Consider the following 13,319-nt stretch of genomic DNA (forward strand, 5'->3'; position numbering starts at 1 on the left):
TCAGAAACAAAAAATGCCAACTGTAGCAGTTGGCATTTTTTTTATTTTTTACATGAAGTTATTTTTCTGTTGAATCAGCAGGTGTTGCTGTGTCATTAGTTGCTGGAACTTCTGGTAAAGGTTGTGTAGTTGTTGCATCAGGATCTAATGCTTTTGAATCTACACTTTCTCCACCTCTGTTAATAGCTACGTTTGATAGTAAAATTAATACTAATAATAATGTTGCTAAAGTCCATGTGCTTTTGTCTAAAAAATCGGTTGTCTTTTTTACACCACCTAGTTGTTGAGTGCCACCGCCACCAAATGATGATGATAATCCGCCTCCTTTAGGGTTTTGTACCATGATTACTACGATTAGTAGAAATGCTACCACAACTATTAGTGCTAAAAATATTGTAAACGTACTCATTATTCTTTATTGTTTTGTTCTTGTAATTGTTCTACTGCCTTAATTTGGTTTGCAAAGAAACTACTTTTTTCTGGATATTTCAAACTTAAAATCTTATAAGATTGAATTGCTTTTTTATAGTTTTTTTGCTCTACATAAATACGTGCTAAAGTCTCTGTCATTAATGACTCTGGCTGTATCATTTGTGCTTTAGCTAAATTGCCTTTTTGTGTTAAGGGTTTAGCAGGGCTTATCTTTGGTTTTTTTAAAATGAATTTATCAATCAATTCAAATTTTTTCTCTTTATCTAATGCGTCTGTGGAGCTAATATTAACTTCAGCTTCTTTCTCGTTTTCTTTGTTTTCTGCTTCTCTTTGGATAGGTTTGAAACAGGTTAGCTTTAGCCATTCATTAAAAGAGTGATTTTCTTTTTTATCAAAAGGAAGCGGTTTGCCTAAGTTTAGTATTTCATCGGCAGAAGCATCTTGAGTTTTTGTTTCTTTAGTAGCTTTTTCAATAGTTTCAGATTCATCTAAAATAAAACTTTTTACTGGTCGAGCTTCTTTAGGTTGAAATAGAGCAGGGTCTAAAACGCCATCGGTATCGTTAATTTGCTGTTTTAGGGCATCATCAATAGAAACACTTTTTTCAACAGAAATATCTTCAATATCAACATCAATATCTTTTAAATTAGCGATGTTTTGTTTTATAAATTGTGAGATTTCATTTTGTATAAAGGCTTCTGATGTTATAAAATCGAATAGAATACTTCTATCGGTTGTATAGGCTGCAGTAGTTTTAAGTTCTTGATTGTAATTAATGCTACTTTGGTCTTTTAAACCTTTAAGGTAAATGGCGCGTGCCGATTGAAAATAAGGAAATTCATCAGTAATAGATTTTACAGCTTCTGTTTGATTGTGCGTGATAGCTTGCGGGTGTTGAAGTATATATGTGAAATCTGTTTGAGTCATTACCATTTCGCTAAGGTTGCATTAAAAATATCTTGCGTGATGCGTTCAAAAATCTCTTCATGTGCAGCAGTTTTTTGAGAGCCAACTAGCTGTGAACTTCCTGGGTAATCGTAATAAAAAGAAAAGGATTGATCTAAATCATCATCTTCATTTTTTTTATTATAAAATCGAAGCTTAACACTTATTGTTAATCTGTTTTGTGCTGCTGTATTCTGTGATGTTGCTGTGGTTGGAGAAATTCTATAATCTGTTATTTCGCCTTCGTAAACCAAGTCGCCATTTGAGGGCACTAAATTTAAGTTGGTTTGATTTTGAATTAAATCTTCAAGAGCCAATTTAAAATCACGCTCTAAACCAGGCTCTACTAGCAATGCTGTGTTTTCAAAACGATTAACTTGATATGTTTCTGTACCTGCAGGTATTGATGCTCCTGTAAAAGAATAGAAGCCACAACTAGAAAGTAAAAAGCTAGAGGTTAAAATTGAAAAGTATAATAAGTGTTTTTTCATGTTTTTAATATGCTTTGACAAACTCAGCATGACATTTTATAAACGATTATGTTTTTGTTTTGTTGTTTTAAAATTCTAAAGGTCGTATTGTTTAATCTTTCTGTATAGAGTCCGTTCGCTAATACCCAACTCGGCAGCTGCTAATTTACGTTTTCCGCTGTGACGTTCAAGCGATTTTTTTATTAATTCTAACTCTTTATCGTGTAATGATAAGGTTTCTTCCTCTTCAATTTCTTCTGCAAAATGATATTTGTCTTGAATAGTATTTATTTCTTCATTGTTAGAAGAATGCTCAGGAATTGAAATAACTTCAGTATTAGTATTGTCTAAAGAATCTTCGTAATCGGCATCTTCTTCGTCATCATTTCCATAGATTTTTTGAATAAGGCTTTCGTTATTCTTCTCAACATCTTTTACATTGCCATTTTTCATGAGTTCCATGGTCAATTTTTTCAAATCGTTGAGGTCACTTTTCATATCAAAAAGGACTTTGTACAAGATTTCACGTTCGCTACTAAAATCACTTTCAGCTTTTGATGTTTTGATAACTGCAGGCAAATTATTACCAGATGTTGGTAAATAACTTCTTAATGTATCTATTGAAATAGTTCTGTCTTGTTCTAATACTGAAACTTGTTCAGCTATATTTCGTAGTTGACGAATATTACCGCTCCATCTGTGTTTTAAAAGAGCTTGTACAGCATTGTCGGTTAATTTAACCGTTGGCATTTTATATTTTAATGCAAAGTCGCTAGCAAATTTTCTAAACAGTAAATGTATGTCTTCTTGGCGGTCGCGTAAAGGCGGTAAATGAATATCTACAGTGCTTAATCTATAATATAAATCTTCACGAAATTTCTCTTTTTGTATCGCTTCAAACATATTTACATTTGTAGCTGCTACAATACGCACATTGGTTTTTTGTACTTTACTTGAGCCTACTTTTAAAAACTCACCATTTTCAAGTACACGTAATAAGCGAACTTGAGTTGTTAATGGTAACTCGCCAACTTCATCAAGAAAAATGGTTCCGCCATCGGCAACTTCAAAATAACCTTCGCGAGTTTGTGTTGCTCCTGTAAAAGCACCTTTTTCGTGTCCAAATAATTCACTATCAATAGTTCCTTCTGGTATGGCTCCACAGTTTACTGCAATATATTTGTTGTGTTTTCTGTGTGATAATTGATGTATTATTTTTGGAATACTCTCTTTACCAACACCACTTTCGCCAGTAACCAAAACCGAAATATCGGTAGGTGCTACTTGAATCGCTTTTTCAATGGCACGATTTAAAGATTGACTATTGCCAATAATACCAAATCGTTGTTTTATAGCTTGAACTGATTCCATTTTTTAATTATTTTCACTTAAACCAATAGCTTCACCAATAAGTGTAGCGCTGGTGCAATCTGTAACTTTTACATTTACAAACTCACCAATTTTATAGTCATCTTTTGGAAAAACACATACAATATTTTGCGGTGTGCTTCCAGACCATTGAGTGTTTGATTTTTTTGATTCTTTCTCAATTAAAACCTCTACAACTGTATTTAAATGTTCTTTGGTTCTAATTTCGCTGTGTATTCTTTGTAAATCTACAATATCTTGTAGTCTGCGTTTTTTTGTTTCTTCAGGAACATCATCTTCCATATTTCTACCCGCCATAGTTCCTGGGCGTTCAGAATACGTAAACATATATCCAAAATTGTATTTCACATACTCCATTAAAGATACCGTATCTTGAAAATCGGCTTCAGTTTCTGTTGGAAAACCAACAATCATATCTTGACTTATAGAGCAGTTTGGAATTATTTTCCTGATATTATCAATCAGTTCAAAATATTCTTCACGAGTATGTAAGCGATTCATTTCTTTTAAAATACGATTGCTCCCGCTTTGTACAGGTAAATGAATATGGTTACAAATATTTTGAAATTTCGCCATGGTTTGAACCACATCTAAAGTTAAATCTTGTGGGTTTGAAGTTGAAAAACGAATACGCATTTTAGGTTGTGCTTTGGCGCAAAGTTCTAATAGTTTTGAGAAGTTTACCGCTGTTGCTTTTTGCATGTCGCTGGCTTTTTCAAAATCTTTTTTAAGTCCGCCGCCATACCAAAGAAAGCTATCTACATTTTGCCCAAGTAGGGTAATTTCTTTATAGCCTTTATTCCATAAATCGTTAACTTCTTCAAGAATGCTTTGTGGGTCTCTGCTGCGTTCACGACCACGAGTAAATGGTACAACACAAAATGTACACATATTATCGCAACCACGAGTAATAGATACTAAAGCAGTCACACCGTTAGTGTTTAAACGTACGGGAGAAATGTCGCCATAAGTTTCTTCTTTTGAAAGAATAACGTTTATTGCATCTCGGCCTTCATCAACTTCGGCTAGTAAGTTTGGTAAATCTTTATAGGCATCTGGTCCAACAACTAAATCAACAATTTTCTCTTCTTCAAGAAATTTTGTTTTTAAGCGTTCGGCCATACAGCCTAAAACACCAACCTTCATTTTTGGATTAATGTCGCGTTTTACAGCGTTATATTTTTCTAAACGTTTGCGAACAGTTTGTTCTGCTTTATCGCGAATAGAACAAGTGTTTACTAAAACTAAATCGGCTTCTTCAAGGTTTTTTGTTGTGTTAAAACCTTGCTCAGACATTATAGAGGCTACAATTTCACTATCACTAAAATTCATAGCACAACCGTAACTTTCAATAAAAAGTTTTCGTTTGTTACTTTCTTTTTGTTCTAAAACTAAAGATTCTCCTTGTTTATTTTCGTCTATAATTTTCTCCATAGTATACTGAAACGGGTATCATTCAATAAGCATGCAAAGATACAATTAATTTATGTTTTATGACAAAGTGGCAGTTTAAATTTATTATAAAAATTCCTGTGTGTTTAACGCAACCTTTTTCTGTTTTTGCATCTTTTTAGAAAACAGCCAAAACAATGAAATTAAAATATCTTTTTTTGCCCTTACTTTTTTTGATGACTTTTTCATGCGATAAAAATGATTTAGAATATGAATTTGTACAAGTCGCAACACCTAATTTAATGAGTAAATCTGCTTTTAGAAATTCTGTAAAAGTAACCGCTCCTCAACCTATTGAGGAGGCTGGTAAAATATATGCATACAAAGATTATATTTTTGTAAATGATGTTAATAAAGGTGTTCATATTATTGATAATTCGAACCCAGAATCACCTCAAGCTATTAGTTATATTGATGTTCCTGGTAATGAAGATGTTTCTGTGAAAGATGATTATTTATATGCAGATAGTGCTACAGATTTAGTGGTATTTGATATTTCAGATATTAATAATATTTCTTTAGTTGAACGATTAGAAGACGTGTTTGAAATTTATAATTATAACATACCTGTTAATGCCGAAATAGTTGATTTCGATAAATTTAATTACGAAAGTGACATTATTGTTGGGTGGACCGTAACTACCGAAAGACGTAAAAAAGTAAATAACATAGGTGTTGTAGATGTTGTTTTTGATGGTGCTTTAACAAATTCTGCAGAGTCTGTTACAGGAACAGGTGGTTCATTAGCTCGTTTTCAAATAGTAGATAATTATTTATATGCCGTAGGAAATAATCAAATGGCTATTTTTAATATTCAAAATTTAGCAGAACCAACACTAGCTAATACTCAATATGCGGGTTGGAATATAGAAACCATGTTTCAAGCAGATGATTATTTGTATTTAGGAAGTACAAATGGTATGTATATTTATAGTTTAACTAACCCATCATTTCCAGAATTTGTTTCAGAATTCACACATTGGGAAGGTTGTGATCCTGTGGTTGTTGATGGAGATTATGCTTATTTAACTTTACGAGGAGGAAACGCTTGTGGGCAATTAGAAAGTGTTTTAGAGGTTATTGATATTAGCGATAAAAGTGCACCAACATTAATAAAGCAGTATAGTTTAGATAATCCTTATGGATTAGGGATTAAAGGAAATACTTTATTTGTATGCGATGGTACTTCTGGTTTGAAGTTGTTTGACAAAACAGATCCACTAAATATTAATATGCTGGGTAACTTAAAAAATATTCAATCTAAAGATGTTATCCCGTTAGAAAACACTTTGCTAATGATAGGTGATAAGACAATATATCAATATGAATATTTAGACGATACTGTTAAACTAATAAGTAGTTACTTTTTAAATTAGCTTTTAACTTTAATTTGATAAAATGAAAATCCTGCATCCAAGTAGGATTTTTTGTTTGAGTTATATTTTTAGGTGTTTAAAAAAAATCGTTTACATTTATGCTTTAATAACCGCTTAACCAAACCAAAAATGAATATAATTAATACATTATTAGAAAAAATAGAACGCTCTAAAGAGTTAGATTTCGGAACTATTTTTAATGAATCTATTGAGTTGTTTAAAAAAACGTGGCTTCAAGGTTTTTTATTACAATTATTTACAATTATTATCATGCTCCCTTTAATTATCGTTTTATATATTCCATTAATAGGAATGGTGATAGCACAACAAGAAAACGGGTATAATAATCCAGAGTCATTTGATGCCTTTTTTGCCGGTATGTCTGTTTTATATATATTATTTGTAATAGTAGGAATATTTGTTTTGGGAGCTATTTCAGTAGCATTAAACGCCGGATTTTATAGAATAATGAAAAAGCTGGATTATAATGAGCAAGTAGTAACATCAGATTTCTTTTATTTTATAAAGGTGAAATATTTAAGTAAAACATTTATATTAATGTTAGTTACAATATTAATTGCTGTTCCTGCAGCTTTATTATGTTACATACCTTTAATTTATGCAATTGTGCCATTATCATATTTTGCTTTAATCTTTGCTTTTAATCCAGAATTAAGTGTTGGAGATATTGTAAAATTAAGTTTTAAATTAGGCAATAAAAAATGGTTAATCTCTTTTGGTTTAATAATAGTTTCGTCTTTATTAGCCCAAATAGTTGGTTTTATTATGTGTTTTATTGGGGTCTTGTTCACAGCTGCTTTTGTGTACCATCCAACTTATTTAATTTATAAGAAAGTTATTGGTTTTAATGATCAAACTGCTATTGATGAAATAGGAACTACAGTAGAGTAAAATTCTAATTTTTTATATAAAAAGCCTGTGTTTTAAATGTTAAATGCAGGCTTTTTACATTTAAAAATAATAGAGTTAGCTTATAAAATTAGGAAGTTAAACTTTTTTTCATATACATTTGTAACCTCAAAAAAATGAAGTATGGCTAAGAATTTAGTGATAGTAGAGTCACCTGCTAAGGCAAAAACCATTGAAAAATTTCTAGGAAAAGATTTTAAAGTTGAATCCAGTTTCGGGCATATTTCCGATTTGCCTTCAAAGGAATTAGGGGTAGATGTAGAAGGTGATTTTAAACCAAAATATGAAGTTTCTAAAGATAAAAAAGCAGTTGTAAAAAAACTGAAAGACTTAGCTAAAAAAGCAGATATGGTTTGGTTAGCAAGTGATGAGGATCGAGAGGGTGAAGCTATTGCTTGGCATTTAGCAGAAACTTTAAAACTAGATAAAGACAAAACAAAACGTATTGTTTTTCACGAAATTACTAAAGCAGCAATTCTTAAAGCAATTGAAAATCCAAGAGGTATAGATTACGATTTGGTTGATGCACAACAAGCGCGTCGTGTTTTAGATAGAATTGTAGGTTATGAGTTGTCTCCAGTATTATGGAGAAAAGTAAAAGGAGGTTTATCGGCAGGACGAGTTCAATCGGTTTCTGTGCGATTAATTGTTGAAAAAGAAAGAGAAATTCAAGAGTTTAATCCGGTAGCATCTTATAGAATTGATGCTGAATTTTCAAATGAAGATGGGCAGACTTTTAAGGCAAAACTTCCAAAGAATTTTTCAACTAAAGAAGAAGCTCAAAAATTCTTAGAAAAAAATGCTTCAGCAGATTTTAAGGTTTCAGATTTACAAAAGAAACCAGCAAAAAAATCGCCAGCAGCACCATTTACAACTTCAACATTACAACAAGAAGCATCACGTAAATTATATTTTTCAGTAAGTAAAACCATGACTATGGCTCAACGCCTGTACGAAGCAGGTTTAATTACTTACATGAGAACAGATAGTGTGAATTTATCTGATGAAGCACGTAAAGGAGCAGAAGCAGAAATTAAAAGCGCCTACGGAAAAGAATATAGTAACCCACGAAATTATAAAGGAAAAGCTAAAGGTGCTCAAGAAGCGCATGAGGCGATTCGTCCAACAGATTTTTCTTTACATTCTGTTGATATAGATTATGATCAATCAAGATTGTACGATTTAATATGGAAACGTTCTATTGCCTCTCAAATGAGTGAAGCAGAATTAGAGCGTACAAATGTTAAGATTAGTGCTTCAACACACAAGGAAACCTTTACTGCAAATGGAGAAGTTATTACTTTTGATGGATTTTTAAAAGTCTATTTAGAAGGAACAGATGATGAAGATGTTGAGCAAGAAGGTATGTTGCCAGCAATGAAAAATAATGAAAACCTACTTAATAATTATATCACAGCAACCGAGCGTTACACACGTCCGCCAGCAAGATATACAGAGGCTTCATTAGTTAAAAAATTAGAAGAATTAGGTATTGGTCGTCCGTCTACATATGCGCCAACTATTTCAACCATTCAAAATAGAAATTATGTTGAAAAAGGAACTGTAGAAGGAGAAGAACGTAATTATTCGCAACTTACTTTACAGAGTGGTAGTGTAAAAGATGTTACTTTAACTGAAAAAGTAGGTTCTGATAAAGGAAAATTAGTGCCAACTGATATTGGAATGATTGTGACAGACTTTTTAGTGACTCATTTTGATGCTATTTTAGATTATAACTTCACTGCGAAAGTTGAAGCCGATTTTGATGAAATTGCTGAAGGAAAAGAAGATTGGACTAAAATGATGAAATCGTTTTATAAAAGTTTTCATCCAGTTGTAGAAGATGTAAAAGAAAACGCCGATAGGGAATCTGGGGAGCGTATTTTAGGTGAAGATCCAAAATCTGGAAAACAAGTAAGTGTGCGTTTAGGTAAGTTTGGGCCTATGGTTCAAATAGGAACGGTAGATGATGAAGAAAAACCACAGTTTGCAAGTTTAAGTCCAGACCAACAATTAAACACCATTACTTATGAGGAAGCAATGGATTTGTTTCAACTTCCTAAAAATTTAGGAACTTATGAAGGTGAAGAAATTGAAGTTAATAACGGGCGTTTTGGACCGTATGTAAAATTTGGAGACTCATTTGTGTCGCTTCCAAAAGGAGTAGATGCTTTAAGTGTAGAATTGGATGATGCTATTGTTTTAATAAAAGAAAAACAAAAAGCAGATGCGCCAATATATATGTATAATGAGCTACCTGTACAAAAGGGTAAAGGACGTTTTGGACCATTTATAAAATGGAACAATATGTTTATTAATGTAAATAAAAAATACGATTGGGATAATTTATCTGATGAAGATATTGTTGAATTGATTGAAACAAAAATTCAAAAAGAAATAGATAAAGTTATTCATAATTGGGAAGATGAAGGCATTAGAGTTGAAAAAGCACGTTGGGGTAGACATAATGTACTTAAAGGAAAAATAAAAGTTGAGTTACCTAAAACGGTTGATGTTTCAAAAATGACTTTGGATGAAGCTAAAGCGATTATAGAAGCAAAAACACCAAAAAAGAGAGCGACTAAGAAAAAAGCAGCTCCTAAAAAGAAGTAATTAATTACTAAAATTCATTTTCATTTTTAAAATTCATGACTTTTAAGTGTTATTTTATTAAATATTTGTATTTCATCGGTTATTTTTAACATAAAGCTACTTAAATACTCATTTATTCTATTGATATTTGTGTTTTATCAGAATTTTTAACAAATATAAATAATTGCTATATTTTAGATGAACTTTAATTTTCTGTCTCCAGTACCAGATTCAGTTTTAGCATATAATGAATTACTCTCTTTGCAAGCTTTAGGCAGGAGGATCAGAATTCACTCAGAACAAAATGGAATTCCAGATTTAGACAATGTTAATGTTGCTATAATTGGAGTATTAGAAAATAGAAACGATGTTAATTATATAGGAGAGGATTTTAAATTAGATGAAATCCGTAAATCATTCTACAGCCTTTTTCCAGGAAGTTGGAATGTAAACATTGCAGATTTAGGCGATATTAATAAAGGTGAAAGTGTAGAAGATACTTATTTTGCTTTAAAAGAAGCTATAAGTATTCTTGTTAAAAAAAATGTTATACCTATTATATTAGGAGGTTCGCAAGATTTAACTTACGCTAACTATAGAGCTTACGATAATTTAATACCAATGGTTAACATTGTAAATGTTGATGCTAAGTTTAATTTAGGAGATTCTACCAAACCAATAAAGAATAATAGTTTTGTTGGTAAAATAATATTAAATCAGCCTTATAATCTTTTTAATTACGCTACAATAGGATATCAAACCTATTTTAATTCACAAGAGGAATTAGATTTAATGGATAGTTTGTATTTTGAATCGTACAGGCTTGGGCAAATATCTAAAGATATAACTATTGTAGAGCCTGTATTGAGAGATGCTAACATTGTAAGTATAGATTTAACAGCAGTAAAAGGGGCAGAAGTTAGCTTAAGGCAAAAGTATTCACCCAATGGTCTAGACGGGAAAGAAATATGTGCAATAGCACGTTATGCAGGTATTAGTAATAAGGTAACCTCCTTTGGGATTTATGAATATAAGCCTTCAAAAGATGATGAAATTACATCAATGCTAGTCTCACAAATGATTTGGTATTTTATTGAAGGTGTCAATTATAGAATTAAAGATGATGATTTTTCAGATGATAGTAGTTATCAAAAGTTTATTACGTTAGTAGAATCTGAAGAATTAGTGTTTTATAAGAGTAATAAAACAGGAAGATGGTGGATTGAGATACCTTTTTTGTCAGAAGTTAATAATAAATTGAAAAGACATACGTTATTACCATGCATGCATCAAGATTACCTTGATGCATGCAATAATAAGGTACCGGACCGTTGGTATAAAGCGTTTCAAAAGAACTGTGTTTAGTAGATAAAGTCTAGTCAAATAGTTGATTTTATCGGTAAAATGTAAAATTTTCACGATGAAATGTAAATTTTTTAGATAAAAAGTTGTTTTTTAAAAAATATATAAATATGTTTACGCTCTCAAAATAAAGCATAAATAATTAACCTCGAGTTTTCTATGTATATGAAGAAGTTTATATTATTAACCGCAGTATTAGCAATACTAACCAGTTGTGGCTCTAAAGATAAGGGCGAGTTAGTAGGTGTTAAAGGGAAGAAATGGCATCCAGAAAAGCCATATGGTATGGAACTTATTCCAGGAGGAGCGTTTATCATGGGTAAAGCCGATGATGATCTTGCAGGAATTCATGATGCACCATCAAAAACGGTAACTGTTAGAGCCTTTTATATGGATGCTACAGAAATTACCAATAGTGAATATCGCCAATTTGTAAATTGGGTAAGAGATTCAATCGTTAGAATGAAATTAGCCATTTTAGCCGATGAAGTAGGAAAAGTACCTGAAGATGGAGGTATTGGCGAATATGCATTTAAAGATGCAGATACAGCTAATATGTCTGTTTATGAGAAATACATGTTTGAAAACTACACTGGTTTAGGTCCTACAGGATACGAAGGCAGAAAGTTAAACAAAGACGTTGATTTAGTGTTTGATACATCTGAATATCCAGATGAGTACTATACTGAAGTAATGGATACAATGTATTTGCCTTTAGAAGAGTCGTATAATGGACAACGTACTTGGGATGTGAAAAAGTTCAAGTTTCAATACAGTCACATGGATATACAAGAAGCGGCAAAAAACCGAGGTATTAGTCGTAAAGATGTTATTGTAAAAGAAGAAATTGAAATTTATCCTGATACAACAGTGTGGATTAGAGATTTCGCTTATTCTTATAATGAGCCAATGCATAACGATTATTTTTGGCATGATGCTTACGGAGAATATCCAGTAGTTGGTATTACATGGGAACAAGCAAAAGCATTTTGTGAGTGGAGAACTATAAACAAAAACTCGTATCAAAAATCTAGAAAAGGAGCAGCTTTGATAAATACATTTAGATTACCATCTGAAGCTGAGTGGGAGTATGCCGCAAGAGGAGGTCTTCAAGCAGCAACATATCCATGGGGTGGGCCTTATACAAAAAGTGATAGAGGATGTTTTATGGCAAACTTTAAACCTGTAAGAGGGGATTATGCAGCAGATCAAGCATTATATACTGTAGAAGCTAAATCTTACGAGCCAAATGATTATAATTTATATAATATGGCAGGTAATGTATCAGAATGGGTGAATGCATCTTACGATCCTTCAGCTTATCAGTATACATCAACAATAAATCCTAGTGTTAACGATAACAGCAATCAACGTAAAATTGTAAGAGGTGGATCCTGGAAAGATGTAGCTTATTTTTTACAAGTTAGTTCTAGGGATTATGAATATGCAGATTCAGCAAGAAGTTATATAGGTTTCAGAACCGTTCAAGATTACATGGGGACACAAGTAACGAAAAACGGACAATAATAATTTAGAATCAAATCAAATCAATTAATAATAACTATTAACCTACTTAAGTACAACCTACTTAAAATTAAAAATCGAAATTATGGCAAAGTCAAAAACAAGTAAAAAATTCATGAATATGGCTTATGGATTAGGAGCAGCAATTGTAATTGTTGGTGCACTATTCAAAATTATTCACTTTGAAATTGGACCTTTAACAGGTAACGTCATGTTAACCCTTGGTCTTGTAACCGAAGCAATTATATTTGCATTATCTGCATTTGAACCTGTTGATGATGAGTTAGATTGGTCTTTAGTATATCCAGAATTAGCTGGCGGACAATCAATCAAAAAAGAAGGAAAAGAAGATGCACAAGGTTTACTATCTAAAAAATTAGACAATTTATTAAAAGAAGCTAAAATTGATGGTGAATTAATTTCAAGCTTAGGAGATAGTATTAAAAACTTTGAAGGTGCTGCACGAAATATGGGATCTACTGTTGATTCAATTGAAGCAAGTAAGAAATATGGTGAAGAATTATCATTAGCTGCTGCTCAAATGGAATCATTAAATAGTCTTTATAAAGTACAGTTAGATAATGCAAGCAAACAACAAACTATCAATGAAGAGTCTGTTGAAAATGCAGCAAAATTAAAAGAACAAATGCAATCTTTAGCATCAAACTTATCATCATTAAATGGTGTTTATGGTGGAATGTTATCTGCAATGAACAAAAACTAATTAGGAGCGTTGTTAATCCCAAATTATTATTAATTAACCAAAAAACCTAATTAAACATGGCAGGAGGAAATTTATCACCCAGACAGAAAATGATTAATCTGATGTATTTAATATTTATAGCGA

General features: G+C 31.8%; 11 protein-coding genes. 6 read left to right on the plus strand and 5 right to left on the minus strand.

Going from position 1 to position 13,319, the window contains the following annotated elements; translation table 11 throughout:
- Nucleotides 1-58: 58 nt before the first annotated feature.
- From secG to miaB, 5 genes are all read right to left on the minus strand, one after another.
- Nucleotides 59-409, minus strand: a complete 351-nt coding sequence (gene secG / locus BT151_RS06520) for a preprotein translocase subunit SecG (protein ID WP_072400924.1) — start codon at nucleotides 407-409, stop codon at nucleotides 59-61.
- A complete protein-coding gene (locus BT151_RS06525; RefSeq protein WP_317041224.1) occupies nucleotides 409-1,365 on the minus strand; it encodes a hypothetical protein in 957 nt (318 codons plus the stop codon). Before BT151_RS06525 ends, secG begins: the two co-directional genes overlap by 1 nt.
- Complete coding sequence (gene lptE, locus BT151_RS06530; RefSeq protein ID WP_072400926.1) at nucleotides 1,359-1,868, minus strand: LPS assembly lipoprotein LptE; 510 nt, start codon at nucleotides 1,866-1,868, stop codon at nucleotides 1,359-1,361. Before lptE ends, BT151_RS06525 begins: the two co-directional genes overlap by 7 nt.
- A 75-nt stretch (nucleotides 1,869-1,943) precedes the next feature.
- Nucleotides 1,944-3,218 carry a sigma-54 interaction domain-containing protein gene (locus tag BT151_RS06535; protein WP_072400927.1) on the minus strand — a complete coding sequence of 425 codons (1,275 nt, stop codon included), beginning with the start codon at nucleotides 3,216-3,218 and terminating at the stop codon, nucleotides 1,944-1,946.
- 3 nt (nucleotides 3,219-3,221) lie between these two features.
- A complete protein-coding gene (gene miaB / locus BT151_RS06540; protein WP_072400928.1) occupies nucleotides 3,222-4,670 on the minus strand; it encodes a tRNA (N6-isopentenyl adenosine(37)-C2)-methylthiotransferase MiaB in 1,449 nt (482 codons plus the stop codon).
- Between the two features lie 155 nt (nucleotides 4,671-4,825).
- Between miaB and BT151_RS06545 the strand changes: the two genes are divergently transcribed.
- The 6 genes from BT151_RS06545 (at nucleotide 4,826) to porL (ending at nucleotide 13,196) form a co-directional block, all read left to right on the plus strand.
- The gene (locus tag BT151_RS06545; RefSeq protein ID WP_072400929.1) at nucleotides 4,826-6,064 is read left to right on the plus strand and encodes an LVIVD repeat-containing protein; all 1,239 of its coding nucleotides are present in this window, start codon (nucleotides 4,826-4,828) and stop codon (nucleotides 6,062-6,064) included.
- A 129-nt stretch (nucleotides 6,065-6,193) separates the two neighbouring features.
- Entirely contained in the window at nucleotides 6,194-6,976 is a 783-nt protein-coding gene (locus tag BT151_RS06550; protein WP_072401019.1) for a hypothetical protein, read from the plus strand.
- Nucleotides 6,977-7,117: 141 nt separating this feature from the next.
- A complete protein-coding gene (gene topA, locus BT151_RS06555) occupies nucleotides 7,118-9,607 on the plus strand; it encodes a type I DNA topoisomerase (protein WP_072400930.1) in 2,490 nt (829 codons plus the stop codon).
- 177 nt (nucleotides 9,608-9,784) lie between these two features.
- On the plus strand, nucleotides 9,785-10,951 hold the full coding sequence (locus BT151_RS06560; protein ID WP_072400931.1) for a formimidoylglutamase: 1,167 nt from the start codon (nucleotides 9,785-9,787) through the stop codon (nucleotides 10,949-10,951).
- Nucleotides 10,952-11,113: 162 nt separating this feature from the next.
- Nucleotides 11,114-12,475, plus strand: coding sequence for a T9SS ring complex lipoprotein PorK/GldK (gene porK / locus BT151_RS06565; protein WP_072400932.1), 1,362 nt, complete (start codon nucleotides 11,114-11,116; stop codon nucleotides 12,473-12,475).
- An 82-nt stretch (nucleotides 12,476-12,557) separates the two neighbouring features.
- A complete protein-coding gene (gene porL / locus BT151_RS06570) occupies nucleotides 12,558-13,196 on the plus strand; it encodes a type IX secretion system motor protein PorL/GldL (protein WP_072400933.1) in 639 nt (212 codons plus the stop codon).
- Nucleotides 13,197-13,319: the final 123 nt, after the last annotated feature.

Source organism: Flaviramulus basaltis (assembly GCF_900114265.1).
Lineage (GTDB): Bacteria > Bacteroidota > Bacteroidia > Flavobacteriales > Flavobacteriaceae > Flaviramulus > Flaviramulus basaltis.